22 protein-coding genes, 2 tRNA genes and 3 pseudogenes are annotated in these 26,840 nt (G+C 72.5%); 15 read left to right on the top strand and 12 right to left on the bottom strand.

What is annotated here, in order from left to right:
* Nucleotides 1-105: 105 nt before the first annotated feature.
* From QTQ03_RS00835 to QTQ03_RS00865, 7 genes are all read left to right on the top strand, one after another.
* The gene (locus QTQ03_RS00835) at nt 106-411 is read left to right on the top strand and encodes a hypothetical protein (protein WP_289276250.1); all 306 of its coding nucleotides are present in this window, start codon (nt 106-108) and stop codon (nt 409-411) included.
* Entirely contained in the window at nt 408-578 is a 171-nt protein-coding gene (locus QTQ03_RS00840; protein ID WP_289276251.1) for a toxin-antitoxin system HicB family antitoxin, read from the top strand. Before QTQ03_RS00835 ends, QTQ03_RS00840 begins: the two co-directional genes overlap by 4 nt.
* A 66-nt stretch (nt 579-644) precedes the next feature.
* Nucleotides 645-1,454, top strand: coding sequence for a DUF4097 family beta strand repeat-containing protein (locus QTQ03_RS00845; RefSeq protein WP_289276252.1), 810 nt, complete (start codon nt 645-647; stop codon nt 1,452-1,454).
* A gap of 281 nt (nt 1,455-1,735) precedes the next feature.
* Nucleotides 1,736-1,808: transfer RNA gene (locus QTQ03_RS00850), tRNA-Gly, on the top strand.
* A gap of 41 nt (nt 1,809-1,849) precedes the next feature.
* A tRNA-Val gene (locus tag QTQ03_RS00855) sits at nt 1,850-1,924 on the top strand.
* Nucleotides 1,925-2,048: 124 nt separating this feature from the next.
* Nucleotides 2,049-2,297 carry a hypothetical protein gene (locus QTQ03_RS00860; RefSeq protein ID WP_289276253.1) on the top strand — a complete coding sequence of 83 codons (249 nt, stop codon included), beginning with the start codon at nt 2,049-2,051 and terminating at the stop codon, nt 2,295-2,297.
* Between the two features lie 66 nt (nt 2,298-2,363).
* On the top strand, nt 2,364-3,506 hold the full coding sequence (locus QTQ03_RS00865; RefSeq protein WP_289279559.1) for an IS701 family transposase: 1,143 nt from the start codon (nt 2,364-2,366) through the stop codon (nt 3,504-3,506).
* A 171-nt stretch (nt 3,507-3,677) separates the two neighbouring features.
* Here the strand turns inward: QTQ03_RS00865 and QTQ03_RS00870 are convergent, their stop codons facing one another.
* On the bottom strand, nt 3,678-4,232 hold the full coding sequence (locus QTQ03_RS00870; RefSeq protein WP_289276254.1) for a MarR family winged helix-turn-helix transcriptional regulator: 555 nt from the start codon (nt 4,230-4,232) through the stop codon (nt 3,678-3,680).
* A 27-nt stretch (nt 4,233-4,259) separates the two neighbouring features.
* On the opposite strand from QTQ03_RS00870, the gene QTQ03_RS00875 reads away from it, so the two are divergent.
* Nucleotides 4,260-4,712 (top strand): MarR family winged helix-turn-helix transcriptional regulator, encoded by a 453-nt coding sequence (locus QTQ03_RS00875; protein WP_289276255.1) that lies wholly within the window; start codon nt 4,260-4,262, stop codon nt 4,710-4,712.
* A 102-nt stretch (nt 4,713-4,814) separates the two neighbouring features.
* Here QTQ03_RS00875 and QTQ03_RS00880 read toward each other — a convergent pair whose 3' ends face one another.
* Entirely contained in the window at nt 4,815-5,225 is a 411-nt protein-coding gene (locus tag QTQ03_RS00880) for an MmcQ/YjbR family DNA-binding protein (RefSeq protein WP_289276256.1), read from the bottom strand.
* A 67-nt stretch (nt 5,226-5,292) separates the two neighbouring features.
* Here QTQ03_RS00880 and QTQ03_RS00885 point away from each other — a divergent pair.
* Nucleotides 5,293-5,995: pseudogene (locus QTQ03_RS00885) on the top strand (Rossmann-fold NAD(P)-binding domain-containing protein); the annotation flags it as partial.
* Between the two features lie 120 nt (nt 5,996-6,115).
* On the opposite strand, the gene QTQ03_RS00890 reads toward QTQ03_RS00885, so the two are convergent.
* Nucleotides 6,116-7,093: an Acg family FMN-binding oxidoreductase gene (locus tag QTQ03_RS00890; RefSeq protein WP_289276257.1), complete on the bottom strand. Its 978-nt coding sequence runs from the start codon at nt 7,091-7,093 to the stop codon at nt 6,116-6,118.
* A 188-nt stretch (nt 7,094-7,281) separates the two neighbouring features.
* Between QTQ03_RS00890 and QTQ03_RS00895 the strand changes: the two genes are divergently transcribed.
* Nucleotides 7,282-7,920 carry a response regulator gene (locus tag QTQ03_RS00895; protein WP_289276258.1) on the top strand — a complete coding sequence of 213 codons (639 nt, stop codon included), beginning with the start codon at nt 7,282-7,284 and terminating at the stop codon, nt 7,918-7,920.
* Between the two features lie 323 nt (nt 7,921-8,243).
* Here QTQ03_RS00895 and QTQ03_RS00900 read toward each other — a convergent pair whose 3' ends face one another.
* Both QTQ03_RS00900 and QTQ03_RS00905 read right to left on the bottom strand, forming a co-directional pair.
* Complete coding sequence (locus QTQ03_RS00900) at nt 8,244-9,917, bottom strand: sensor histidine kinase (protein ID WP_502889831.1); 1,674 nt, start codon at nt 9,915-9,917, stop codon at nt 8,244-8,246.
* Between the two features lie 145 nt (nt 9,918-10,062).
* On the bottom strand, nt 10,063-11,064 hold the full coding sequence (locus QTQ03_RS00905) for an Acg family FMN-binding oxidoreductase (RefSeq protein ID WP_502889671.1): 1,002 nt from the start codon (nt 11,062-11,064) through the stop codon (nt 10,063-10,065).
* A 190-nt stretch (nt 11,065-11,254) separates the two neighbouring features.
* Here QTQ03_RS00905 and QTQ03_RS00910 point away from each other — a divergent pair, with 190 nt between their 5' ends.
* A complete protein-coding gene (locus QTQ03_RS00910; RefSeq protein ID WP_289276260.1) occupies nt 11,255-13,162 on the top strand; it encodes a heavy metal translocating P-type ATPase in 1,908 nt (635 codons plus the stop codon).
* Nucleotides 13,163-13,232: 70 nt separating this feature from the next.
* On the opposite strand, the gene QTQ03_RS00915 is transcribed toward QTQ03_RS00910, so the two are convergent.
* The 3 genes and pseudogenes from QTQ03_RS00915 to QTQ03_RS00925 form a co-directional block, all read right to left on the bottom strand.
* A complete protein-coding gene (locus QTQ03_RS00915; protein ID WP_289276261.1) occupies nt 13,233-14,093 on the bottom strand; it encodes a universal stress protein in 861 nt (286 codons plus the stop codon).
* Nucleotides 14,094-14,257: 164 nt separating this feature from the next.
* Nucleotides 14,258-16,662 (bottom strand): annotated as a pseudogene (locus QTQ03_RS00920) (phosphoketolase family protein).
* Nucleotides 16,663-16,749: 87 nt separating this feature from the next.
* A complete protein-coding gene (locus tag QTQ03_RS00925) occupies nt 16,750-17,592 on the bottom strand; it encodes a universal stress protein (protein ID WP_289276262.1) in 843 nt (280 codons plus the stop codon).
* 140 nt (nt 17,593-17,732) lie between these two features.
* Between QTQ03_RS00925 and QTQ03_RS00930 the strand changes: the two genes are divergently transcribed.
* Entirely contained in the window at nt 17,733-17,891 is a 159-nt protein-coding gene (locus QTQ03_RS00930; RefSeq protein ID WP_289276263.1) for a hypothetical protein, read from the top strand.
* 214 nt (nt 17,892-18,105) lie between these two features.
* Nucleotides 18,106-19,068: a sporulation protein gene (locus QTQ03_RS00935; protein WP_289276264.1), complete on the top strand. Its 963-nt coding sequence runs from the start codon at nt 18,106-18,108 to the stop codon at nt 19,066-19,068.
* A gap of 65 nt (nt 19,069-19,133) precedes the next feature.
* Here QTQ03_RS00935 and QTQ03_RS00940 read toward each other — a convergent pair.
* Both QTQ03_RS00940 and QTQ03_RS00945 read right to left on the bottom strand, forming a co-directional pair.
* Nucleotides 19,134-19,420: pseudogene (locus tag QTQ03_RS00940) on the bottom strand (hypothetical protein).
* 251 nt (nt 19,421-19,671) lie between these two features.
* Nucleotides 19,672-21,714, bottom strand: a complete 2,043-nt coding sequence (locus tag QTQ03_RS00945) for a glycerophosphodiester phosphodiesterase family protein (protein WP_289276265.1) — start codon at nt 21,712-21,714, stop codon at nt 19,672-19,674.
* Between the two features lie 172 nt (nt 21,715-21,886).
* On the opposite strand from QTQ03_RS00945, the gene QTQ03_RS00950 reads away from it, so the two are divergent.
* Nucleotides 21,887-22,294 carry a hypothetical protein gene (locus tag QTQ03_RS00950; protein ID WP_289276266.1) on the top strand — a complete coding sequence of 136 codons (408 nt, stop codon included), beginning with the start codon at nt 21,887-21,889 and terminating at the stop codon, nt 22,292-22,294.
* A 76-nt stretch (nt 22,295-22,370) separates the two neighbouring features.
* Here the strand turns inward: QTQ03_RS00950 and QTQ03_RS00955 are convergent, their stop codons facing one another.
* Entirely contained in the window at nt 22,371-24,668 is a 2,298-nt protein-coding gene (locus QTQ03_RS00955; RefSeq protein WP_502889672.1) for a HelD family protein, read from the bottom strand.
* A 242-nt stretch (nt 24,669-24,910) separates the two neighbouring features.
* Entirely contained in the window at nt 24,911-25,993 is a 1,083-nt protein-coding gene (locus QTQ03_RS00960; protein WP_289276267.1) for a LolA family protein, read from the bottom strand.
* Between the two features lie 98 nt (nt 25,994-26,091).
* On the opposite strand from QTQ03_RS00960, the gene QTQ03_RS00965 reads away from it, so the two are divergent.
* Nucleotides 26,092-26,748, top strand: a complete 657-nt coding sequence (locus tag QTQ03_RS00965) for a response regulator transcription factor (RefSeq protein WP_289276268.1) — start codon at nt 26,092-26,094, stop codon at nt 26,746-26,748.
* Nucleotides 26,749-26,840: the final 92 nt, after the last annotated feature.

The following is a 26,840-nucleotide window of genomic DNA, read 5'->3' on the forward strand; positions in this document are numbered from 1 at the left end:
CGGCGACGGTCCGACCGCCTCCCCACGTCGAGTGGAGTCACCAGTGACGTCATTATGACGTCAGAAATCCTTGACTGAAAGATGGCATGACGTCATCATGGTGTCATGAACCTCGCTCCATACCTCGCCGACCTCGACACCGCCCTGAACCGCGCGGCGGGGGTCGGGGACGACGAGACCCGCCGCATCGCCGCACTGCTGGCCGCCGCGCTCGAGCCCGCCGCCCGGCTGGCGCTGCTCACTGCCCTGTCCGACCTTGCCGCCGAGGTCACCGATCGGCTGGCGGGGCCGGTCGTGGAGGTTCGGCTCGACGGCCGCGACGTCTCGGCCGTCGTCACCGAACTGGCCGCGGTCGAGGAACCCGCCCCCGAGCCCCCGGCGCCGGACGCGCCGGGGAGAGCAGCCGGGTGACCCTCCGGCTGCCGGAGGCGCTGAAAAGTCGGGCGGAGGCGGCCGCCTCCGCCCAGGGGGTCTCGCTCAACACCTGGCTCGTCCGGTCCGTGCAGGAGTCGCTGGCGCCGCCGGGCCGGCGGTCCGGTCTGATCCGCAGCCGGGTCAGCGGCTGGATCGTCGGCTGACCGCAGAACACCGTCCCACCGACACGCGGTGCCCGTGCGCCGCCCCGATCGAAGGAAGGGTCCGCCATGGCCGACATCGACTCCACCGTCCGCACCGAATCGTTCAACTGTCCCGACCCGGCCGACATTCAGGTCCATCTCGGTGCCGGTGAGGCGCTGGTAGAGCTGGTGGACACCGTCGCGGTGTCCGTCGCGGTGTCACCGCTGTCCGCAGACGCCCCAGCCGACGCCGTCGCCGATCTGCTGCGTGGCACGACCGTCCACTTCACCCGCGGGCGACTGGTCGTGCAGCCGCCTCGCCGGCGGCCGGTGCCGGTGCGGGTCGTCGTCCAGGCCCGACCCGGCTCGACGGTCCAGCTGACCGGCGGTGACGCCCATTTCACCGTCAGCGGGCGGGCTGGCTCGCTCGAGGTTCAGTCGAGCGGCGGCGGCCTGACCGCCGACCAGGTCGACGGCAAGGTCAAGATTCGGTGCGGGGACGGGCCGCTGCGGCTTGCCGAGAGCGCCGGTCGGCTCGACGCCCGGATCGGGCAGGGCAACGTCGAGATCGGCCGCGTCGCCGGCGGCGGCGCCCGGCTCACGACCGGCAGTGGCACGGTGAACATCGGCACCGTCGAGGCGGACCTCACCCTGACCACCGGGGCCAACCGGATCGCCATCGCCGAGGCGGCCGCCGGTCGGATCCAGGTCCGGACCGGGCCGGGTTCCATCCGCGTCGGTGTTCGCGCGGGGGTCACCGCCCGCGTCGAGTTGTCCAGCCGTAGCGGTGCGGCCCGCAGTGACCTGCCGGTCAGTCAGACCGCGGGCGGCAACTCCGCCCTGCGGATCGAGGCGGCGAGCACCAGCGGCGACATCTTCGTCACCACGGCCTCCTGACGGGTAGCGCCCGCGCGTCGTCGCGACGGCTCGGCGGGCGGCCGCCCGGCGCGGATGTGCCGGCCACCCGCCGGCGGGTGGCCGGCACATCCGGCATGGCGTGGGAAACCGGTCAGAGCGCCGGGATACCCACGACAGCCTCCTTCGTCGGATGTGGTGTGCTGTCGACCGTGCTCTGTACCCCACCGGCTCGCTGCGCAACCCACCGTGAGTGGGGTGCCCGGCCGGGCGATCTTGTCGTCGGGTAGGGTGATGTCGTTGCCGGAGCGGTCCGGTGGCACGCGGACGTAGCGCAGCTGGTAGCGCATCACCTTGCCAAGGTGAGGGTCGCGGGTTCGAATCCCGTCGTCCGCTCGCGACCATCCCACCTCATCCCCGGGCAGGGTGGCTATCCCGGGCGATTGGCGCAGTGGGAGCGCGCTTCCTTGACACGGAAGAGGTCACTGGTTCAAACCCAGTATCGCCCACCACAACGGCTACACGTGCCAGTGCTGGGCCGCCGTCCCCCGTCGCAGCCACGCTCCGGCCGCAGATCCTCGCCTGGTACGACGACCTCGTCGTGCTGATCGGAAACCCGGTGCGCCAAGACCCGCCGTGGTGCTCGGTCGCGCGGTCGCGGTCGGCCACGTCTTCGGTGCCGCCGCCGGACTACGCGAGACGGACCGGCTGCGCGAGGTGGTCGGCGGGCGGCACCGGTGGTACGCCGTGCGCGGGTACCTGCATGGGTTCGACGGCGACCTGCCCGCCGCCGCCACGGCGTACGCCGAGGCCGCCGACCGTGCCACGAACCTGGTCGAGCGCGACCACCTGATCCGTCAGGCCGCTCGCGTGCGGGCCGCCTAGTACTGCAACGGCGGGTCGTGGCTTCGGGTGCTGATCATTCGTTGGTTGGTTGTGGTGGATGCGCGGGTGGTCGGGTCGTGGGATGCCGGGTTGGAGGAGTTGTTCTTCCGGTTCGCGCATCGGTTTGAGCGGGTGGAGCCGCGGCGGCGGGCATGGGCGTATGTGCGGGGGCTACTGGCACCGTTGGAGCGGCGTAACGGCTGGACCCTCGCGGAGCAGGCTGGGCATGTGTCGCCGGACGGGTTGCAGGGCATGTTGTGCAGCGCGGCGTGGGATCGGGACGCGGTCCGCGATGACGTGCGCGATTACGTGGTGGACCAGATCGGCGATGCGGCCGGGGTGCTCATCGCTGACGAGACGGGGTTCGTCAAGAAGGGCCGTGCGTCGGCGGGGGTCCAACGGCAGTATTCGGGTACGGCGGGCAAGACCGAGAACTGCCAGATCGGCACGTTCCTGTGCTACGCCACGCCGCGGGGTCGGGCGTTGATCGATCGGGAGTTGTACCTGCCCAAGTCGTGGACCGGTGATCGGGACCGGTGCCGGCGCTCGGCGATCCCGGACGCCGTCGGGTTCGCGACCAAGCCGCAGCAGGCGCAGGCCATGCTGGAGCGGGCGGTCACCGCGGGGGTGCCGTTTTCGTGGTTCACGGCCGATGAGGCCTACGGGCAGAACCCTGGCCTGCGGGGCTGGTTGGAGGATCGGGACATCGCGTACGTGATGGCCACCCGACGCGACGATCGGGTGCCCTCCGGGCTGCACACCACCACCGGTGTCGACGAGCTGATCGGCAGGGTGCGTGCGGGCGCGTGGCAACGACTGTCGTGTGGTGACGGCGCGCACGGGCCGCGCCGCTACGACTGGGCTCGGCTGCCGATCCGCCGCACCTTTGCCCACGGCCGCCGCGGCTGGGTCCTGGCCCGACGCTCGATCACGGATCCCGGCGACATCGCCTACTACGTCTGCTTCGGCCCCCGCGGCACCCGACTACGCGACCTGGTGCGGGTCGCCGGTAGCCGTTGGTCGGTGGAGGAATCGTTCCAGACCGCGAAGAACGAGGTCGGCCTGGACCAGTACCAGGTCCGCCGCTACGACGCCTGGTACGCCCACATCACCCTCGCGATGGCCGCCGCCGCGTTCCTCGTCGTCACCCGCGCCCTCGAAGCCGCAAAGGGGGCACCACCGCAAACGAGCGCAGCCAGATCCCGCTGAGCAGCAACGAAATCCGCCGCCTGTTCGCCCACCTCGTCCTGACCACCCGCCGTCGAGCCGACCACATCCTGCGCTGGTCCGACTTCCGCCGTCGCCGCCAGGAACAAGCCCGAGCCGCCCACTACCGCAAACGACTCAAACCGCCATAAGTCACGACCCGCCGTTGCAGTACTAGGCCTTTTCGTCAGCGGATCGGCTTGCGGAGCGGTCCAACCTGGTGAGTGCCCCGAAGCCGGCGACGAAGCGCGGCAACAGGTGGGCCAGCGCCGCGCGGTCGTCGTCGCTCCAGTCGTTGGTCACCTCGGCGACAACCCGTCTGCGAAAGTCGTGGATGCGGGCGATCACGTCCTCGCCGCCGGCGGTGAGGACGAGCAACGAACGGCGTCCGTCACGTTGGTCGGCGGCGCGGCGGATCAGCGCGGCCCGCAGCGCCAGGCCGGCGAGTCGGCTGGCGCGTGGCTGGTCCACGTCGAGTTGGGTGGCGACGTCGGTGACGGTGAGGTTGTCACCGCGTTCGGTGGCCGCCGCCAGCACGTCGAGGAACTCGAACACGGCGTCAGGCAGGTTCGTGAGGTCGTCGGCCCGCCCGCCGCGGCGGCGCGACAGGCCCGCCAGGGCGCGGCGCCGCTGTGCCCTCCTGAGCGCCACGAGCGCGGCCTCGATGGCGGCTATCTGGGTGGCCTTGTCCGTCACGATCACCTCATGCATAATCTTCGACAAGTTCATGTCATAGTACATGTAGTTGGGGGTCTGATGGGCACGCCCAAGCCGCTCGGATACTGGCTCCAGCATCTTCACAACCTGCTCGAGACCCACGTCGCCCTGGTCCTGTCCGACCTGGCCACCGAACGTAGGGGCTGGCAAGTGCTCAACACGCTGGCGCGGGGCTCGTGCACCCGCTCCGAGCTGGAGCGGGCCCTGACCCCGTTCTGGGCCGACGGCCAGCCGGGCCCGGGGCGCGTCCTGACGAGCCTCGCCGCGCGGGGCTGGGTCGAGGATTCCGGCGGCGCGGTGGCGCTGTCTCCGGCCGGCGCGGCGATCCACGTCGAACTCTCGCGACGGGTGGAGCGCGCTCGAGCCGTCGTCCTCAACGGTCTGACCCCGGAGCGGTACCAGGAAACCATCCGGGTCTTGACCCAGATGGCGGGCAATGTCGAAGCCGCCATCGCCCACCTGCGACAGGATGGCACGCCGCCACCCGAGTGACGCGGGCCGTCGACGTGAGCCCGGCCGGCGGCACCGAAAGGTTGATCGAGTTCGGCACCGGAGACGCCGGCACCATCCAGCTGCACCCCGCTCCGCCGGGTGCTACCGGAGCTGCCGCCCGGCTCCGCCCGGCTCGGACCGGTCGGTGCCGTCAACGAGGTCGTCAACGAGTGAATCCGGGGCGCGCATGCGCCACGCGTCAGTGACGAGTTCCGTCAGGCGATCGACGTCGACCTGCGCCAACCGCAGCATGACCAGGGGAAGTCCGTCGTACGCGGGTGTGGTGAAGAAGACCTCGGGCTCGCCGAGGAGCAGCGCCTGCTTCTCCGCCTCGTCGCCGACGTACAGCACGGCGACGTCGGTCCGGATACGGCGAGGCGAGCCCGGTCCGCGCTCCGGGTAGGACCAGACGAACCCCTTGTCGGCGCCCCGGAAGTCGAAGCCGTCACTGTCGACTTCGACCACGTGCGGCAGCGCCAGCACCAGGCGGCGGACGTCGTCTGCGTCAGCCATCGTGGTCGCTCCAGGACACCGCCGCCGTCATGTACACAGGCTAGCCGCCGCGGCGAACGAACTCACCCTCGTCTCGAGCGGCTCCGTCTACGCCGAGCCGGTGGAGCCCGGATCGGCCGAGGACGCGCCCGTCGTCGACGCCGCGCCGGACGCGGACGACGCCGACTACCCGGCCAACAAGGCCGGCGCCGAGCGGGCGGTACGGGAGGTGTACGGGGAGCGCACCCTGATCGCCCGTGCCGGTTTGATCCTCGGCCCCGGCGAGGACATCGGCCGGCGGCCCTGGTGGCTGCACCGGGTCGCACGTGCTGGCGCCGGGCCCGACCGACCTGCCCGTGCAGTACGTCGACGCGCGCGACCTCGCCGGCTTCCTGCTCGATCCGGCAGTACCCGGCGGGACGTACAACGTGGTCAGCCGCACCGGACACACCGCCATGGGCGGTCTGCTGGCCGCCTGCGTCGCCGTCACCAGGGCCGACGCCCGGCTGTGTTGGACCGACCCCGAGGCGATTCTCGCCGCCGGTGTGGAACCCTGGATAGCCTGCCGATCTGGATTCCGGTCGGGCACCCGTACCGCTGGCTACAGGAGCGCGACGTCGGCCGCGCGTACGCCACCGGCCTGACCTGCTGCCCGGTGGCTGACACCGTCACCGACACGTGGACCTGGCTGCGGGCGGTCGGCGCGGTGCCGCCCCCGGGCCGGTCGCCCGCGACGTGCCCCGGTCGGCATCGACCCGGCCCGCGAGGCGGCGCTGCTGGCCGCGTGCTGACCGCGCCGGCCAAGGCCGGCACCGGGCCCCGGTCGTTGGCCTGAGGCCCGGCCGCCCCGGGGGCTCCCGATCGTCGGCCCGGCCCGGTCCCCGACCGTCGGCCCGCCCCGGGATGCGTCGTCACGCCAGTGAGACGGGTAGATCGAGCACGTCGTCGACCGGACGGCGCGGGGTGGGCCAGCCGGGCTGGCCGAAACCGATCCGCATCACCATCTGCGGGGTGCCGAACCGGCCCAGCGACAGCCGCAACTGCTCGCGGGCGGTCGGTACCTCGATCGGCTGGGACAGCATCGACACCGCGAGGCCCGCGTCGGTGGCGGTGAGCAGCACCCGCTGCAGTGCCTGCCCGGCAACCACCTGGTCGACAGCGGTGTTACCGGTCGAGCCGAGCACCGCGACAAGTGGCTCCGGCTCGAAGTCCCGCCCGGGAGCCCGGTCCCGACCGCCGAAACCGCGCGACGGCAGCAGGTCCTGCGGCTCGTTCTGCGGTCCGCCGGCCGCCGCCGGTATCCCGTCCGGCGCGTGCTCGGTCGTCCGGACCCACTCCTCGCGCTCGGCGCGGTAGGCCGGGTCGCGCTCCAGCACCCGGTGTGCACTGTGAGCGATCTCGGCGAACGCGTTCACCGCGCTCACCCCGATCAGCAGCTCCAGCCAGCACGCCTCGGCCCGGGCCGCCTCAGCCAGCCGCCACCGGGCGTCCGCCGGGACCGGGTCGGGCCAGAACGGGGCGCGGTTGCTGAACCGGCGGGGGATGGCCCCGTACAGGGCCTGCTCGGCGGGGGTGGGGCGGCGCGGTACGTCCGGGACCAGCCGGGCGACCACGTCGGGCTCGGCCGGGTACGGGCGTAGCCGTACCGTCGCCGGCGTACCGGCCGTGGCCAGGGCGAGCCGCAGGTTGAACAGGGCCGCCCCACAGGCGACGCGGAGACCCCACCCGCTCGGGTCGGTGGCGGGCAGCCGCCGGGTCGGGTCGACCTGCACCTCGATCCCACCGCCGCGCAAACGGAATCGCCACGGCTGGGTGTTGTGCAGCGAGGGCGCCCGTACGGCGTCGGTCGCGGCGGTCCGCAGGTGCTCGACGGTGTAGCCGGCGTCCATGGCGTCGCTCCTTCCGCGGCGGTTCGTGCCGCCCTCGGTGGGGTCTATCCACCACGGTGCGGCACCTCAGCTGTCCGCGAGCAGGGCCGGACGTCCCGTCCCGCCGGGCAGACCGCCCCTGCCGCAGCTCAGCGGTCCGGGACCTTCGGCCCGTGTTGGCGGGGGCCGGGGGAGGGTAGAAAGAAGGGATGATTCGCGTGTTCCTGCTCGACGACCACGAGGTCGTTCGTCGTGGCCTCGCCGACCTGCTCACCGCCAGCGGTGACATCGAGGTGGTCGGCGAGTCCGGCCTGGCCCAGGAGGCGGCGCGGCGCATCCCGGCGCTGCGCCCTGACGTGGCGATCCTCGACGCGCGACTGCCCGACGGCAACGGCATCGACGTGTGCCGTGACGTCCGGGCCGTGGACTCGTCGATCAAGGGGCTGATCCTCACCTCGTACGAGGACGACGAGGCACTCTTCGCGGCGATCATGGCCGGCGCGGCCGGGTACGTGCTCAAGCAGATCCGCGGCACCGACCTGGTCGACGCGGTCCGGCGGGTGGCCGCGGGGCAGTCGCTGCTCGACCCGGCGATCACCACGCGGGTGCTGGAGCGGATCCGCAGCGGCGTCGAGCAGCCGCGCGAGCTGCAGTCGCTGACTGATCAGGAGCGGCGGATCCTGGAGTACGTGGCCGAGGGCCTCACCAACCGTGAGATCGCCAGCAAGATGTTCCTCGCCGAAAAGACCGTGAAGAACTATGTCTCCAGCGTGCTGGCCAAGCTCGGCCTGGAGCGCCGCACCCAGGCTGCTGTACTCGCCACCCGCCTGCTCGGCAAGACCCACTGACCGGCCCGGGGTCCCCGGGGCCCACTGCTTCCAGTGACCCGGCAACCACTGCGTGTCAGCGCCTCGGCGCTCGGGGCTGAGTCCACCTCCGCGGGCTGAGTCCACCTCCGCGCTGACCCGGCACAGCCGCGCCGCCACCGGGTGTGCGTCCCACGCCTCCGACTTCTCGTAGCGGGGCGACCGGTGCGTGGTTCTGGTTTGGGGTGCAATGGTTTTGGGCGGGGTGCAGGGTTCTCGGGCTGGCCGGTATGTCGGTGAGGCATATTTATGCCTGCCAGGAATACCGTTCGCGGGCGGACCGTGCCTCGGCGCGGGGCGCGGCGTCAGCTCCTCAACGGCACACACCAGTGTAGGCGGGTGCCGTGCGGGGCGACCGGCTGCACCTCGAAGGTGCCGCCGTGGCGTTCGGCGCGTTCACGCAGGTTGACCAGACCACTCCGGGCGGCGGCCGGGTCGCAGCCCACCCCGTTGTCGGTAACAGTCGCCGTGACCTGACCGGCGTCGACGCGGACGGCCACCGCGACTCGGTGGGCCCGCGCGTGGCGTACCGCGTTGGACAGCGCCTCCCGCAGCACCGCCGTCAGATCGGAGCGGACCTCGTCCGGGACGGCGCTGTCGATCGGGCCGGCCAACTCCAGCGCGGGCCGGAAGCCGAGCGACTCGGTCACCACCTCCACCGCCTCCCGGATCTCGGTGCGCAGCGCCGCGCTCATCGGCGTGCGCAGCTCGAAGATGGTGCGTCGGATGTCCTTGATCGTGGCATCCAGGTCATCGACCGCGGCGTTGATCCGCTTCCCGACCTCCGAGCGCGCGGTCAGCGGCACCGTGCTCTGCAACTGCAGGCCGGTGGCGAACAACCGCTGGATCACCACGTCGTGTAGGTCGCGGGCGATGCGTTCGCGATCCTCCAGGACCACCAGCAGCTCGCGCTCCTCCTGGCCGCGGGCCCGCTCCATGGCCAGCGCGGCCTGCCCGGCGAAACTGCCCAACAACGCCAGGTCGTCCTCGCTGGTGCCGACGTGGTCGGCGTGGTGCGCCACCACCAGCACACCGTGCAGGGTTTCGGCGGTGGCCAGCGGGGACACCACGGCCGGCCCGGTATGCAGCAGCGCCGGCCAGGGGGCGGCGTGCGCCAGGTCGGCCACCCGGTCCTGCCGGCCCTCGGTGACAACGGTCGCGAAGCTCGTCGCCGCGGCGGGTAGGACCGTGCCGACCAGTGCGTCGGCCTGCTCACCTGCCCCGTCGACCACCTCGACGGTGAACTGGTCGGCGTCGTGGTCGTACAGCAGCACCAGCGCCAGCGCGGCCTCCGCGACCTCCCGGGCGCGCCGCGCCACCAGCGTCAGCGCGTCGGTACGGTGGACCTCGCCGAGCAGCAGTGTGGTGATCTCCGCGGTGGCGGCGAGCCACCGTTCCCGTCGGTGCGCCAGCGCGTAGAGGCGCGCGTTCTCGATTGCGACGCCGGCCGCCGCGGCGAGCGCCACCACGATCTCCTCGTCATCCTCGCTGAACTCGGTGGCTCCCCGCTTCTCGGCGAGGTACAGGTTGCCGAAGACCTGGTCGCGGATCCGCACCGGCACGCCGAGGAAGCTGTGCATCGGCGGGTGGTGCGGCGGGAAGCCGTACGACTTCGGGTGCTGGGTGATGTCCGGCATCCGCACCGGACGTGGATCGTCGATGAGGAGGCCGAGCGCGCCGCGGCCGTGCGGCAGGTCGCCGATCCTCGTGTGCGTCTCGGCGTCGACGCCGTGGGTGACGAAGTCGTGCAACGTCCGGTCGCGACCGATCACCCCCAGCGCGCCGTACCGGGCGTCGGCCAACTCGCAGGCCGACTCCACGATTCGTTGCAGCGTGCTGCGCAGGTCGAGGTCGGTGCCGATACCGACCACCGCGTCGAGCAGCGCACGCAGTCGTTCCCGGCTGGTGACCACCTCGCCGACCCGGTCCAGCATCTCGTGGAGCAACTCGTCGAGGCGCACCCGGGACAGCGGGGTCAACCCGAGTGAAGGGGGCGTCTGCGGTTCGTGTCGGGGGATGGGTGCGGTGCTGGCCACCGGCCGATGTTATCCGGCGGGTCTGGGACGGCCCCGGCGGCCGCGGCTGCCGTCCGGCCTGGCACCCCACGGAGCGGGTCCACCCCCGTCAGGCGCCGTGGACGGCCGAGGTGTCGACCACCTGCGCGACGTCCAGGCGGGGGGTGTGCGGTGGGCCGGCGTGTGCCGGGTCCGCGATCCCCAGACGCAGGACGAGGTACGGGTGCCCCATGCCAGCCAGCAGCCCGCGCAGCGTCTGGCGGGTACCGGGGACCTCCACCACACCGCTCAACGGCACCACCGACACCCCGAGCCGGGTCGCGGTGAGCCAGCCCGCCGACAGCGCCTCGCCGGCGCGCACCCAGTCGATCGGCTCGTCCTCGTCGCCGTAGAGCATCGCGTACCCGGCGGCGCGGTCGTGACCGGGGCCGACCGGTAGGGTCCCGGGGCGGCCGAAGTCGCGGGCCGGCACGGTCGTCTGCGGCGCCGACTCCGGCAGCACCGCCGGCGGTAGGCCGGCGGCGCCGGACCGGCTCGTCCAGTACGCCAGCTCCTCGCTCAGCTGCGGATCCTCCGCTGCCACGGCGGCGGCGTGCGAGGCCGCAGCCGCCAGCTCCAGCACCTGGTCATGATCGAGTAGCTGGAGCTGGGCACCCTCTTCGACGACCGCCTTGGTGATCTCGTCGATCGCGGCGGTCGGGACGGGTTCCTCGCTGACCGGCCGCCGGTCGGTGTGGCGGACCCGCATGCACTGCACCAGGTGCATCGCGCCCGGATCCGCCCCGATGTGGGTCGGCTCGGTGAGACGCGCCACTAGGTCCGGCTCGGCGGGCTCGGGCATCCGCTCGACAACCGTCCGCCAGCCCTCGGCGGCCAGCGCCACCCGGGCGTGGTGCAGCGCCGCTCCGCAGCTCAGGGCGAGCAGCCGACCCTCCGGGTCGGTGGCCGCGAGTTGCCGGTCCCGGACGACGCGTAGCTCCAGCGTGTCCGGCAGCACCCGCCAGCGCCACGGCTGCGTGTTGTGCACCGAGGGGGCATCACCGGCGGTCGCGGCGGCCTCCGCGAGCGCGGTGGTCAGCGGTCGGTTCGTCGCCGGCGTCTCCTGGCCCATCCTCACGACCTTTCCGTCTCGTGCCCATCGTGCCCCATGCCGACGGTGACCCGGGCTGGGTTGCCGCTCCATCCTGCGACATCACCGGTACCGTCGCACGGAGCGCAGGTCCCGACCGGGGCGGGTCCTTCGTCCCGCCCGATTCCCGGATGCGGACCACCCGGCCCGGGCGCGCTGAGACGATCCGCAGGTGGGGGCGGAGCCGCGGGAGTGCGCACCGGAGCAGCCGGCGCGTCCCGGGCGTGGGCGCCGCTTGCTGCTGTGGGCGCCGCTGACCGGCCTCACCGCGCTGGTGCTCGTCGGGGCCGCGCTGCGGCTCGCCGGCCGGCCCGGCGCCGGCGACCTGCTCTGGGTGGCCGCCACGGTGGCCGCTCTGGTGCCGGCGGTCGTGGCGATGCTGCGTGACCTGCGCCACCGGCGGTACGGCGTGGACGTCATCGCGGTCCTCGCGCTGGCCGGCTCCCTCGCCGTCGGCGAGTACCTCGCCGGGGCGGTGATCGCGGTGATGGTGGCGACCGGACGGGCGCTGGAGACGTACGCCCAGGGCAGGGCGACCCGCGACCTACGTGCGCTGCTCGCCCGCGCTCCGCGTACCGCGCGCCGGCGGGCTCGGGACGGGACCATCGAAATGGTTCCGATGGACCGGGTGGCGGTGGGGGACGAGCTGCTGGTCGGCCCCGGTGACGTGGTGCCGGTCGACGGTCGGCTCGACGACCCGGCCACGCTCGACGAGTCGGTGGTGACCGGCGAGTCGCGCCTGGTCCAGCGTGCGGCGGGCGAACCGGTCGCGAGCGGCGTGGTCAACGCCGGTGCCGCCGTGGGGATACACGCGACGCGGGACGCGGCGGCCAGCACGTACGCCGGGATCGTCCGGCTGGCGCGGGAGGCCACCGCCCGCAAGGCGCCGACGGTGCGGTTGGCGGACCGGTACGCCGTCGCGTTCGTCCCGTTCACCCTCGGGCTCGCCGGCCTGGGTTGGCTGCTCTCTGGCGACGTCGTCCGGGCGGTGGCCGTGCTGGTGGTCGCCACGCCCTGCCCGCTGCTGCTGGCCACCCCGATCGCGATCGTCTCCGGACTGTCCCGGACCGCCCGGCGCGGCGTGTTGGTCCGCGACGGCGGTTCCCTCGAAATGCTGGGCCGCGCCGCCACGCTGCTGCTGGACAAGACCGGCACGCTCACCGTGGGTCGGCCCCGCGCCGCCGAGACGCTCACCGCGCCCGGAGTCGACGGGAAGGAGGTGCTCCGGCTCGCCGCATCGGTGGAGCAGCTCTCGCCGCACGTGCTCGCCCGGGCCCTGGTGGAGCAGGCCCGGGAGCGTGGGCTGGCGCTCGCCGAACCGGTGGACGTCACCGAGGAGCCAGGTCGGGGGGTGCGGGGTCGGGTCGACGGACGGGAGGTCCGGGTCGGTCAGCTCGACGGCCCGTTGCCCGGTTGGGCGGAGACCGCGCGGTCCCGCGCCGAGCGGACCGGCAGGTCGGTGGTCTGGGTCGGCGGTGAGGCCGGACCGCTCGCCGCGATCCTGCTGGAGGATCCGGTACGCCCGGACGCTCCGACGACCGTGCGTCGGCTGCGGGCGGCGGGACTGCGCCGGATCGTCATGGTCACCGGCGACCGTCCCGAGACCGCCCGCCACGTCGCGCGGGCCGTCGGCGTGGACGACGTGCTGGCCCGCTGCTCACCCGCCGAGAAGGTGGCGCGGGTCCGCGCGGAGGCGGACCGGGCGGTGACCGTGATGGTCGGCGACGGGGTGAACGACGCGCCCGCCCTGGCCACCGCGCACGTCGGGGTTGCGATGGGTGCCACCGGGGCGACCGCGTCGGCCGACGTCGCGGACGCGGTGCTCACCGTCGATCGGCTCGACCGACTCGCCGACGCCGTGGAGATCGCCCGGTACGCGCGCCGCATCGCGGTGCAGAGTGCCCTGGTCGGGATGGGCCTCGCCGTGCTCGCGATGGCTGTGGCCGCGCTCGGTCGGCTCCCTCCGATCGCCGGCGCCTTCCTGCAGGAGGGCATCGACGTGCTGGTGATCCTCAACGCCCTTCGTGCCCTCGTCGGACCGGGGCCCGGTGACGCGCGCGACAACGGAGATCGTGGATGATCCAGGCCCCTTCCGGGCTCGTGTTCCGCCAGGATCTCCCGTATGACCGTCGACCCCGCGGGCCGGGCGGTCAGCGCTCGCGGACGACCGCGACCGGGCAATACGCGTGGTGCAGCAGCTGCTGGCTGACCGACCCGAGCAGCATCCCCGCCAGTCCGCCCCGGCCACGCGTGCCAACCACGACGAGCTGGGCGTTGCGGCTCGCCGCCACCATCAGGGCGCCCGAACTCCCTTCGGCCACCTCCACCGTCACGTCGACGTTCGGGAACGCCCGCTCCCAGCGGGCCAGCGGATCGGCCAGCTCGGCCCGATCGGCCCGGGCAGCCGCCCGGGCGTCCGGGCCGGCCGGCGGGCGTTGCCCCGGCGGCAGGTGCCAGGCGCGGACCACGTGCAGCGGTACCTTCCGGGCTGCGGCCTGCTCGAACGCGAAGCCCAGCGCCAACAGCGACTGTTCCGAAGCGTCCACGCCGACCGCGATGTGCCGGCCCCGCGCGGCGGTGTTGCCGCGCACCACCACCACCGGGCAGTGCGCGTGCGCGGTGACCGACACCGTGGTGGAGCCGGCGAGCAGCCCGCCGAACCCGCCGTGTCCCCGTGTTCCGAGCACCACCAGGCCGGCCCGGGCAGACTGTTCCTGGAGCACCAGGGCCGGCGGGCCGTCGTACACGACGCCGGTGACGGTGAGACCCGGGCGGGCGGCGTCCGCAGCCGCCCGCCGGACCAGTTCCTCCACCCGCTGCCGGGCCCCGTCGTCCGGCCAGACGCCGGGCGCCACCCCAGGCCCGATCCAGTGGGCCACGGTCAGCCATTCGAAGACGTACGCCAGCCGCACCGTCCGCCCGCTGCGGCCAGCCTCGTCCAGCGCCCAGTCCAACGCCCGCCCGGCGTCGGGGGAGCCGTCGTAGCCAACCAGGATCTCCGTGCCGCTCACTGGGCTGGCCTTTGGTTCGCGGCTGCGGGGCTCGCAAGCTCGCTCCTCGCGCTCACTGGGCTGGCCTTTGGTTCGCGGCTGCGGGGCTCGCAAGCTCGCTCCTCGCGCTCACTGGGCTGGCCTTTGGTTCGCGGCTGCGGGGCTCGCAAGCTCGCTCCTCGCGCTCACTGGGAGCTGCTTGGGACTGCGGGATTGGTCTCGCGGATCCAGCGCCACTCCGACACCCGGGGTCGTCCGCACCGTGCTCGCGGGTGTAGTCGCGGCAGGACTGGCGGAGGTCGACCATCTGTTGACGCAGCGCCGCGGCCCGGGCGGCGAGCCCCGGAACCCGGTCGATCACGTCGATGACCAAGTGGAACCGGTCCAGGTCGTTGAGCATCACCATGTCGAACGGCGTCGTGGTGGTGCCCTCCTCCTTGTACCCGCGAACGTGCAGGTTGTCGTGGTTGGTGCGTCGGTAGGTCAGCCGGTGGATCAGCCACGGGTAGCCGTGGTACGCGAAGATGACCGGCTTGTCCTCGGTGAAGATGGTGTCGAACTCGGATTCGGAGAGTCCGTGCGGGTGCTCCGACGCCGGCTGAAGGCGCATCAGGTCGACCACGTTGACCACCCGCACCTTCAGTTCGGGCAGGTGCCGGCCCAGCAGGTCGGCCGCGGCGAGGGTCTCCAGCGTCGGCACGTCACCGGCGCAGGCGAGCACCACGTCCGGCTCGGAGCCGGTGTCGGTGCTGGCCCACTCCCAGACGCCGATGCCGCGCCGGCAGTGCTGGATCGCCTCCTGCATCGACAGCCAGTTCGGGGCCGGCTGCTTGCCGGCGACCACCACGTTGATGTACTGCCGGCTGCGCAGGCAGTGGTCCATCGTGGAGAGCAGGGTGTTCGCGTCCGGCGGCAGGTAGACCCGGACCACCTCCGCCTTCTTGTTCATCACGTGGTCGATGAAGCCCGGGTCCTGGTGCGAGAAGCCGTTGTGGTCCTGTCGCCAAACGTGGCTGGAGAGCAGGTAGTTGAGCGAGGCGACCGGCTGCCGCCACGGGATGTCCCGGGTCACCTTCAGCCACTTGGCGTGCTGGTTGACCATCGAGTCAACGATGTGGATGAACGCCTCGTAGCTGGTGAAGATGCCGTGTCGGCCGGTCAGCAGGTACCCCTCCAGCCAGCCCTGGCACAGGTGCTCGGAGAGCACCTCCATCACCCGCCCGTCGGGGGAGAGATGGTCGTCGCCGGGAACGGTGCCGGCCACCCAGGCGCGGTCGGTGACCTCGAACGCGGCGCCGAGCCGATTGGAGGCGACCTCGTCCGGGCCGAAGAGCCGGAACGTCTGCGGGTTGGCGGCGATCACGTCCCGGACCCACTTGCCCAGTTCGCCGGTGGAGCCGGTGACCGTCTGCCCGGGGCTTGGCACGTCGACCGCGTAGTCGCGGAAGTCCGGCAGCGTCAGATCGTGCAGCACCAACCCGCCGTTGGTGACCGGGTTGGCGCTCATCCGACGGTCCCCGGTCGGCGGCAGCGCCGCCAGCTCGGCCACCGGCGCGCCGGTGGCGTCGAACAGCTCTTCCGGCCGGTAGCTGCGCAGCCACCGCTCCAACTCGGCCAGGTGCTCCGGGTTGGAGCGAACCTCCGACAGGGGCACCTGGTGCGACCGGTAGGTCCCCTCCACCTGCCTGCCGTCGACGTCCCGAGGGCCGGTCCAGCCCTTCGGCGTCCGGAGGACGATCATCGGCCAGCGGGGACGCTCGACCGGTCCGCCGGAGCGGGCCCGTCGCTGGATCGCGGAGATCTCGTCCAGCGCCCGGTCCAGCGTGCCGGCGAGCGCCTGGTGCACGGTCGCCGGGTCGTCACCGGCGACCACGTGTGGCTGGTACCCGTATCCGCGCATCAGTTCGAGTAGGTCGGACTCGGGGATCCGGTCGAGTACCGTCGGGTTGGCGATCTTGTAGCCGTTGAGGTGCAGGATGGGTAGTACCGCCCCGTCCCGGGCCGGGTTGAGGAACACGTTGGACAGCCAGCTCCCGGCCAGTGGTCCGGTCTCGGCCTCGCCGTCGCCGATGACGCAGGCGACCAGCAAGTCGGGGTTGTCGAACGCCGCACCGTAGGCGTGGCTGAGGGCATACCCCAGCTCACCGCCCTCGTGGATCGAACCCGGCACCTCCGCCGCCACGTGGCTGGGGATGCCGCCTGGGAAGGAGAACTGGCGGAACAACTGGGTCATGCCGGCCTCGTCGCGACCGGTGTTGTGGTAACGCTCGCTCCAGGTGCCCTCCAGCCAGGTGTTCGCGACGATCGCCGGACCACCGTGGCCGGGACCGGTGATGAACATGGCGGACAGGTCACGGGCGACGATGACCCGGTTGAGGTGCGCGTAGAGCAGGTTCAGGCCGGGGCTCGTGCCCCAGTGCCCGAGCAGCCGGGGCTTGACGTGCTCCGGCGCGAGGGGCTCGCGGAGCAGTGGATTGTCCAGCAGGTAGATCTGCCCGACGGTGAGGTAGTTCGTCGCACGCCAGTACGCGTCCAGCCGGCGCAGCTCTTCTTCGGTCAGCGGGCTGTGCAGGTCGGTTGCGGTGTCCATCTGCCTGAGCCTCTCGCGGGTCGGGGAGTGGCGTATCCGGGAAGGAGTGTCTCGGGTCATCAGCGTCGCCGAAGCGGCCGTGCCGGATCAGGGTCCTTGGTCCCTTACGTCCGGGGCCTCCGTCGCGGCGAGGCCCCTTACCACGATCACCGGCGCCGGTGAGTGGTAGAGCACCGACTGGCTCACCGAGCCGAGCATGCCTCGCCCGGGCTGGTCGCCTCGCGTGGCCACCACCGACACCTGCGACGAGCGCGACTGCTCGACGAGGACGGTGCCCGGGTCGCCGCGGACGGTGTGGCACTCCACCGGCACGTCCGGGTGCCGCCCGCCGATCCGGGCGACGATCCCGGCGAGCACCGCCGGGTCGGCGTCCGCGCGGTCCGGCTCCACGACGCGGACGGCGACCAGCCGCGCCCCGCGGCGGGCGGCGCAGCCGAACGCCCATGCCAGCGCCTGCCGGGAGTCGGCGGAGCCGTCCACGCCGACCAGCACCGGGCCCTCCGGCGGCGGCCCACGGCGGGTCACCAGCACCGGGCACCCGGCCCGGGCGGCGACCTGCACGGTCGGTGTTTCGGCGGACACCCAGCCCGGGGCGGTGCTCATCCCGCCGTCGCCGACGACGACCAGGTACGCCGACCCGGAGCGGCGGATCAGCGCCTCCACCACCGGGCCCTCGGCGATCTCACCGTTGATTGTCAGGGTCTCGTCGACATCCCGGGCCACCTCCTCGGCTCGGGTGAGGAGTTCCTCCGCCGCGTCGTGCGGCCCGACCACCGACGGCGCCGCCAGCGCCGCCGCCCAGTCGAACGCGTGCAGCAGGCACAGCGGCCTGTCGTGCGCGGCGGCCTCCTGAGCCGCCAACCGGACCAGCGGCAGACTCCACCGCGAGCCGACCCCGGCGAGCACCGGCGCGTCGGTGGCCACGGCCATCCGGCATCACCTCCGCAGGCGTCGCGCCGGCCCTCCACCCAGGCTAGTCCCAGTGACACGGTGGCGGGGCGGCTCAGTGGAATCCCACACCACGTGCAGGACGTCGTCTCCGCGGTGCGGGTGGTGTCGAGCGGGGTGCGATGGCCTGGGTCTGGGTCTGGGCCGGCGGAGCCGGTGCCGGGGCGTGCGGGTGGTTCGGCCAGCCCCGCCGGACCGCGGGGACCGCGGCGCGGGTACTGCCCGCTGAGGCGCGTAGCCAGGTCGGTGAGTTGATGGTCGTCGACTCGATCGCGATCTGACCGTGCGACGGAATCAGCCGGGCCGGTCGGGGCGTCGGTACCCACCGTTGATGGCGGTTCACCCAACCAAGCATCGCAGCACCCGCATGGCAGCTGGTGGCTGACGTGGCATCGGTGGAACACTTTCAGCGACCTCACAGCGGCATTCGATACCGTGCACCCGTAACCCGTCCCGCTCCCCGGAGCGCGGGCACCAGACCCAGCGGGAGTTCCGATGGTCTTCAAGAAGATGTTGAGCGCGTTCGGTGTGGGTGGTCCCAGCGTCGACACCGTCCTGGCGAATCCGAACACCCGACCCGGCCTGGCCCTGGACGGTCAGGTAAACCTGCTCGGGGGTGAGGCGCCGGCCAACATCGAGCAGATCGTCGTCGGCCTGGTCACCCGGGTCGAGATCGAAGGGCACGACACCGAGTACGCGGGCGTCATGGAGTTCCACCGGATGCCGGTCTCCGGGCCGCTCCAGCTCGCCCCGAAGCAGCAGCTGTCGATCCCCTTCCAGCTGCCGGTACCGTGGGAGACGCCGATCACCGACGTGTACGGCCAGCGCCTGCACGGCATGACCATGGGCCTGCGCACCGAGTTGGCGATCGCGCGTGCCGTCGACAAGAGCGATCTGGACCAGGTCAACGTGCACCCGCTGCCGGTGCACGAGCGGATCCTGGAGGCGTTCCAGCGGCTCGGTTTCCGGTTCAAGCACGCCGACCTGGAGCGCGGCCACATCCACGGCACGCAGCAGACGCTGCCTTTCTACCAGGAGATCGAGTTTTTCGCCGCCCCGCAGTACGCGCAGACGATCAGCGAGGTGGAGCTGACCTTCGTCACCAGCCCGCACGGGGTCGACGTGATCCTGGAGTGTGACAAGCGCGGCGGCTTCTTCACCTCGGGGCACGACGTGTTCGGCCGCTACCAGGTCTCGCACGCCGACGCTGACCGGGTCGACTGGACCCAGGTGGTCGACGGCTGGCTGCGGGAGACCACCTCCCGGTACGGGAGCCTGCGGGCGCAGGGCTTCGGCATGCCACACCAGCACGGCCGCGGCCACGGCCACCGCGGGATGGGCATCGGCGGTGTCGTGGCCGGTGCCGCGCTCGGCGTGGCCGGCGGCATGATCGCCGGCGAGATGATCGAGGACGCGTTCGAGGGCGACGTCGCCGAGGACTTCGGCTTCGACGGGTAGCCCCGGAGACGTAACGGTGCCCTCCGGGAGGAACATCCCGGAGGGCACCGGTCGTAGCGGGGCGGTTAGCGTCGGGTCATCCGCCGCTCCTCACCGGAGCGCCGTGCCGTGCCGGCCTTCGCCAGCCCTCGGCTGACCAGGTACGCAGCGGTCAGGACGGACAGGTACCACCACGCCAGGGTCGGGTTGTTGATGTTCAGCCCGTCGATGGCAGAACCACGCCAGAAGGCGGCGATGACGACGACCACGACCGCGGCGGCGTAGATCCAGAACTCGGTGGTCAGGAACGACTGCTTCGTCTCCGTACCCGGGACGGCATCTGCTCCCGGTGTCCGTCGCCCGCCGTCGGCATCTGCCGGGTGGGCGCCTCCTGCATGGCCGCGCGTTTCTGGATGTCCGCCGCGGGACGGTTCATCGGCCTGGTGGATGCAGCCTGCGTGCTCATCTGGTCCTCCCTCAAGGATTTGATGAGTGCCGCGACCCCTCGCCCCGCTACCGCGTATCGGCCACGGCACGGTTCGTGTACTTGGCGGGGGCACCCCGCGTCTACCCGATCGGCCGGGGGCAGTAACCCCGCCCCCGGCCGGGAATTGGGGTCTCCGCTCAGCGCAGGCCGTTGCGGATCGCCACACCGACCAGCTGGTCCGGGTCGTCGGTGAGAACGCCGTCCACGCCGAGGTCTATGACCCGCTGCAGCACCGCCGGGTCGTTGACGACGTATGGGATCACGTCCAGCCCGTACCGCCGCTGAAGGGTGCGGACGTCCGGTCCGTGGAAGTACGCCGGGTTCTCCCGCAGGTACCAGTCGGCGGACGCGACCACGCCCTGCTTCGGGTCGTGGACCTGCCAGTTCGACGACACCGTCGTCGCCCCGGCGGCCCGGACCAGTTTGCCCAGGTCGCGGTGCTTCCACCAGTTCAGTCCGCCGAGCCACGGGCTCGGCACGGCCGGGTCGTCGTAGACGGTCCGCAGCGAGCACTCGTCGGCGAGGCCGGCGCACTCGGCCGGGCCGTACTGCCAGACCAGGGCGACGGTGTCGATGCGCCGGTCCAGCTTCCGGGCGTACCGGATCGTCCGCCAGTCGAACGACTGGATCGTGGCGCGGTCGGTGAAGCGTGCCCGCTGGAGCGCGGTGACCAGTTTGCGGGTGAACACGTCGTACGGGGCGGTGTCGGCCACCAGCGGGCTGATCTTCGTCTCGATGTTCATTCGGACGTCGCTTCGGCCACTGGCCCGCACCAGGGCGAAGACCTCGTCCAGAGTGGGGATCCGGGCGCCCGGCACGGCGACCTGATCAGGCGCGTCGGCCGGGGTCTTCGAACCGCAGTCCAGCGTTCTCAGCTGGGCCAGGGTCAGGTCGTGCACCCGCTTGCCGACGTACGGGAACGTCGGGTCACCCGGCCACGCCGGAGCGGTGTCAGCGCAGTTCGAGCCGTTGACGGTGCGGTCGTGCAGCACGACCAGGTGCCCGTCGGCGCTCACCCCGGTGTCGAACTCCAGCGTGGAGATCGCCGGGTTCGCCAGGGCGTGCGCGAACGCGGGCAGGGTGTTCTCCGGCCGGGCGGCCCGACCACCCCGGTGCGCCTGAACGTCGAACGGCGACGCGTACACCCTCGGCAGGCGCATCCCACGCTGCGCGAGCAGGCCGCGTAGCCGGTCCGGGTAGTCGGTGATGATGCCGTCCACCCCGTCGTCGAGGAGCTTGGCCATGGTCGGCACGTCGTTGACGGTCCACGGGATCACCGTGATGCCGCTGCGGTGGGCGTGCGCGACCATCTGCCTCGTCACGTACGGCCGGTAGTCGGGGTCGGTGACCGTGCCGTTCTGCGGGAACCCGTGCACCGGTGAGAAGGTCTTCACGCCGAAGCTGCGGATCGCGGCGATCGGGTCGCCGTCGAAGTCGTCGATGTCCAGCCCACCCAGCCACGGCGAGGCGCCTGGCTGTCCGGTCTGGAGGAAGTCGTAGTTGGTCAGTGCCACCAGTGGCAGCCGTGGCTCGACCTGGCGCATCCGCATCAGCGCGCCCCAGTCGAAGCTCTGGATCGTCACCCGCTTCAGCATCCCGGCGGAGCGGATCTCCGCCGCGGTAACCTGCACGAACTGCTCGCGCGGGGCGGTCTCGGCCGGGGCGCCGGCCTCCACCTTGGTCTCGATGTTCAGCATCACGTCGTCCGCGCGGTACCTCTTGACCAGGTCGAACACCTCGCGCAGCAGCGGCATCCGGGCGCCCGGCACGGCGAGCTGGCCGGGTCGGTCGGGCAGGGTCCGCGCCCCGCAGTCCAGCGTCCGCACCTGCGCCAGGGTCAGCGTGTTGACGTACTTCCCGACGTACGGGAACTCCGGGTCGCCGGGCGTCGGGGGTGCGGTGTCGACGCACTTCGCCCCGTTCACCCGACGGTCGTGGGTGACGACCGCCTGGCCGTCCTCGGTGATCTGCACGTCCAGTTCCAGGGTGTCCACACCCAACTGCAGGGCATTGCCGAAGGACGCGAGGGTGCTCTCCACCCGCAACCCCAGGCCGCCGCGGTGGGCCTGTAGGTCGATCGTCCGGTCTGGACGTGGCCGCGCCTGGGCGGGTGCGGTGAGACCGACTGTCGCGGTCGCCGCCACCAGGGCGGCGACGGCGGTACGCCGTACGGTGCGCAATCTCCTTCTCCCCTCCCGCCGGGTTTCCCGCAGGTCCGTCGTTCAGCATCGGCAGCGGGGACGGCGGGCGGGCGAGCACCGGGCGACGTCCGGGTGAACCGGCCGTGCGGGTTTGACCGGCCGGGTGCCGGGCACGCGGGGGAGACCGACGAATTCTGCGAGGTGAGACAGCATGCGTGAGGACGACATGCGGAACGAGGCCGCCCGGCGGGCCGAGGAGCGGATCGCCGGTGGCAGGTACGGCGAGGGCGTCCTGGACGAGGTGACCGTGCCCCGCACCGACGTGCAGCGGGTCATCCAGGACGAGGACCCGGACGATCCGGCGCACGTGCGCGTCGATCCCCGGGTGCTGCGCGACGGTGGCCCCACCCGCGGTCAGGGCGCGGTCACGACCACCGGCGGTACCGCCGGCCCGGCCAGCGTCCGCCGGGTGGCCAGGCAGCCAGAACGGCACCCCGGCAGGGTCGCTCCCACCACCACGGGCGATGCCACCACCGGTGGCCTCAGCACCCCGACGGCCGGCTCCACCAGCGACCAGTCGGGTCCGGCGGTCCACACGGCCAACCTGTCCAACGACTGACCCGACGCCTGTTGATCATGAGGTTGGCGGCGAAGCGGGCACGCCAACCGCCGCCAAACCTCAAGATCAGTCCTGCTCAGGTAGTGGGCCGGAGGACCGTGAGACGTTGGGTGGCGCGGGTCAGCGCCACGTAGAGGTCGTTGCGGCCGCGGGCGGACTCACCCGTTATGCCCTGCGGGTCGACCACCAGCACCGAGTCGAACTCCAGGCCCTTGGCCTGGGCGACCGTGAGGACCACGACGCGGCTCTCCAGGTCCGGGTCGGCGCCGACGGCCGCCTCCGGAAGCGCGGACGTCAGGGCGGCACCCAACTCGTCGACCCGGGCCGCCGGCACGATGATGCCGAGGCGGCCGTCGGTGAGGGCGGCGGCTGCCCGCGCTGCCGCGTCGACCACCTCCGCCGTCAGCCGCCGTGACGGCACCGCCCGGTCGACGGGCGGCACGCCGGTGGCGCGGACCGAACGCGGCGGGCGCAGAGTCGGGTCGATCCCGGCGAGCACCTCGGCCGCCACGGACATGATCTCGGCGGGGGTTCGGTAGCTCACGGTCAGCTCCGCCAGCCGCCAGCGCTGCGCCACGTACGGCTCCAGCGCGTCCGCCCAGGACGCGGTGCCGGCCAACGCGCCGGTCTGTGCCACGTCCCCGACGATCGTCATCGACCGGCCCGGGCAACGCCGCATCAGCAGTCGCCACGCCATTGAGGACAGCTCCTGCGCCTCGTCGACGATGACGTGGCCGAACGCCCAGGCCCGGTCGGCAGCGGCCCGTTGGGCGGTGGTCAGCCGGTCCGCCTCCTCCTGCCGTTCCAGCAGGCGGTCGGCGTCGAGTAGGTCGGTCACGCCGAGGATCTCGCCGCCGTCAGCCTCGTCCTCGACGTCGATCGAGCGGGAGCCCCGCGCGATCTCCAGCACCCCCTCGGCGTACTCCCGTTGCAGCGCCCGGAGTCGCTCCCGGCGGGCCGCGGCGGCGCGATCGTCCTCACCCAGCAGTTCGGCCGCCTCGTCCAGCAGCGGCACGTCGGCCGGCGTCCACCCGCCTGGTTCGCGGTGCAGCAAGGCCCGATCGACCTCGGTCAGCATCGGCGCGGCGGTGGCGATCCGGTCCGGGTCCGCGTACAGGTCGGTGAGCAGGTGTTGCGGGGTGAGCAGCGGCCAGAGCTGGTCCAGCGTCGCCCGGACCTCCGGATCCTCCCGCAGCTCGCGGCGGATCTCGGCCACGTCGGCCTCGTCGAGCAGGTTCTCCCCGCCCAACGGGTCCGCGCCGATACGCTCGGCCACCTGGGTGGCGAGCGCGTGCACGATCTCGACATCGAACAGCGCCCGGGCCAGGTTGTGCGGCCGGCCGGAGCGGCGGACCCGGTCCCGGGCCACCCGGATGGTCGCCGGGTCGAGCACCAGGATCTCCCGCTGCGGTTGCTCGATCTCCACCGGCTCGTCGGGCACCCACTGCCGGTCGCGGACGGCGGCGGCGAGCACGTCGACCATCACCTCACGGCCCTTCAGCGCCGCCACCTCGGCGGACTCGGTACGCCGGGCGCTCACCCCGGGGAAGAGGTCAGCCTGGGTGCGCAGCAGCACCCCGGTCTCGGCCAGCGCGGGCAGCACCTGGGAGATGTAGCGCAGGAACGTGGCGTTCGGCCCGACCAACAGCACGCCCCGGGTGGAGAGCTCGCGCCGGTGGGTGTAGAGCAGGTACGCCGCGCGGTGCAGCGCCACCGCGGTCTTCCCGGTGCCCGGCCCGCCCTGTACCACCAGGACGCCCGGCAACTCCGCACGGATGATCTGGTCCTGCTCGGCCTGGATCGTCTCCACGATGTCCCGCATCCGGCCGGTCCGGCCGGCACCGAGCGCGGCGAGCAGGGCCGCCTCACCGGTCACCTCCTCGTGCGCGGTGGGCGAGGCGGCGGCCAGGTCCAGCACCTCGTCGTTGAGCCCGACCACCTTCCGGTGCCGGGTGCGCAGGTGCCGCCGGCGGCGGACGCCCTGCGGGTTGGCGGCGGTGGCCAGGTAGAACGCCCGGGCCGCCGGCGCCCGCCAGTCGATGAGCAGCGGGTCGTAGCCGCCGCTGGTGTCGAAGATGCCGATCCGGCCGATGTAGTGCCGCGCGTCGTCGTCGGTGTCCAACCGGCCGAAACACAGCCCGTTCTCCACCGCGGAGAACTGCTCCACCTGTTCGTCGTACATCCGCACCGCGCCGTCGCGCTGGGAGCGGGCCTGGAGGGTGCCGCCCGGGTTTCGCAGCTCCTCGGCCAGCCGCCGGGACGCCTGCTCGCGCAGCCCGTCCAGCCGGTCGTACAGCATCGAGACGTACTCCTGCTCGTGCCCGATCTCGTCGTCCGTGGGCAGAGCACCGAAATCGCCGGAGTGCCTTGACAAGCCGTCTCCCAATTGGCTAGTATTCTTTTCAGAGCGGCCATTGAGCCGTTCTTTTTTGTTGCTCTCGAACTGAGAAAGATACCGCGCAGCGACCCGCCGACCCAATCACATCGGCTCGCCTGGTGAGTCCTTGGCGGATCAGCGGCGCGGCGAGCAGGCGCGTCGCGGGCGCCCGGGCCCGGTCACCCGCGACGAGTCGGGGCCCGCGCGACGCGCGGGCCCCGACTCGTCGCGGGTGAAACTCAGTCTTGGGCCACCTCGTAAAGCCGCTCCGGGGTCACCGCCCCGGCGATCAGGCGGCCGTCGTCGGTCAGCAGCGCGGTCACCAAGTCGCTGCGGAACAGCCGGCCGCTGCCCCAGTCACCGCTGACCGCCGGCAACTGTCCGGCCAGCCCGCCCAGGTCCGGCCGGTCCGCCGAGGCGTCACTGCGAGCCGCGTCGTCGACCCGCACGACCACCACCGTGGTCCAGCCCTCGCCGACCGTACGAACGTCCGGGCGCTCGCCGTCCGCCGGCTTCTCCAGTGTCTCCGGGCGGGCCCGCCCGGCCCCCTCCTCGGTGATCTTCACCCCCGGCGGCGGGTTGAAGGTGAACTGGTCGGCGTCCGGCCGGGCGTAGTCGACCTGGGTGAACGCCACCTCGAACGCGGGCCGGTCGCCGCCGTCGGCGAACACCTCGAACCGCAACGGCAGGTGCTCGGTCGCGTCGATGGCGATCCGTACCTGGTGCACCAGGGAAGCGGCGTCGCGCGGCGTGAGCACCAGCTCGTACGCGTTCCGCCCGGCCACCGTGGCGGCCCGACCGACGCTCACCTCGGTGGTCGGGTCGATGGCCTTGAGAGCGGCGTCGGCGGCCTCCTGCGGGGTCGCCGGCACCTCCGGCGGGGCGTCGTGTCCCCGCTGCTCGGGCAGCGTGCGGTGGGTAGCCGTGTTGGTCCCGCTGCGCCACGTCCACAGGTCACGCCCGTTGCGGACGATGTCCCGCTCGCCGAGCGTGTCGACCAGCGCGACCCGCTGCCGGTCCGGCCCCGAGTGCCAGACCCGCAGGGTGTGGGTGCCGGTCAGCAGATCGGCCGGGCCATCACCGGCGACCAGCCCGGCGATCGGCGGCAGACCCAGCTCGGCGCGCTGCACGACGGTGCCGGAGAAGCCGTCGTGACGGGCGGTTTGCAGGTCGACCAGGAGTTGGGCGACGGTGCGGGGCGGCAGGCTGGGCTCGGCCTGGGCGGCGAACCTGCCGATCGCGGCACCCCCGCCGACGACGATCACAACGGCGGTCACCGGGACCAGCCAGCGCAGGGCGGGACGGCTTGTCAGGACAGACATGGTGTGGCACCTCCTGCCGACCATCCTGCCCGCACCACCCTGTGAGCGTGCTGAGGACAGCGGACCGGGCACGGGCGCCGGGGTGGCACCCTTGACCTGTGCGGTTGCTGGTGGTGGAGGACGAGGCCCGGTTGGCGTCCGCCCTGCGGCGCGGGCTCCAGGCGGAGGGGTTCGCCGTCGACGTGGCGGCGACCGGCCCGGCGGGCCTGGACGCCGCCCGCCACGGCGACTACGACGCGATGATCCTCGACGTGATGCTGCCCGGCCTCTCCGGCTACGAGTTGGTGCGCCGGCTGCGGGCCGAGCGTCGGTGGCTGCCGGTGCTCATGCTGTCGGCCAAGGACGGCGAATACGACCAGGCCGACGGGCTGGACTGCGGCGCAGACGACTATCTGACCAAGCCCTTCTCGTACGTGGTTCTGCTGGCCCGGCTGCGCGCGCTGCTGCGCCGCGGTGCCCCGCAGCGGCCGACCGTGCTGGCCGTCGGCGACCTACGACTGGACCCGGCACGGCGGCGGGTGACCAGGGACGGCGCGGAGGTGGCGCTGACCGCCCGGGAGTTCGCGGTGCTCGACTACCTGATGCGCCGCCCAGGCCAGGTGGTCTCCAAGACCGAACTGCTCGACCACGTGTGGGACGCCGCCGTGGACACCGCCCCGAACACGGTGGAGGTCTACGTGGGCTACCTGCGCCGCAAGCTCGGTCGGGAACGCCTGGAGACGGTCCGCGGCGTCGGCTACCGGCTCGCCACGTGACCCGGGAGGGAAGGGCCCCCGCCCGTCGCCTCCGGCCGGGGAAGGGCCCCGGTGGACCCGGCTTGACCCGGGCGCTCGTCTGGCACCGGCGA

This window comes from Micromonospora sp. WMMA1363, assembly GCF_030345795.1.
Lineage (GTDB): Bacteria > Actinomycetota > Actinomycetes > Mycobacteriales > Micromonosporaceae > Micromonospora.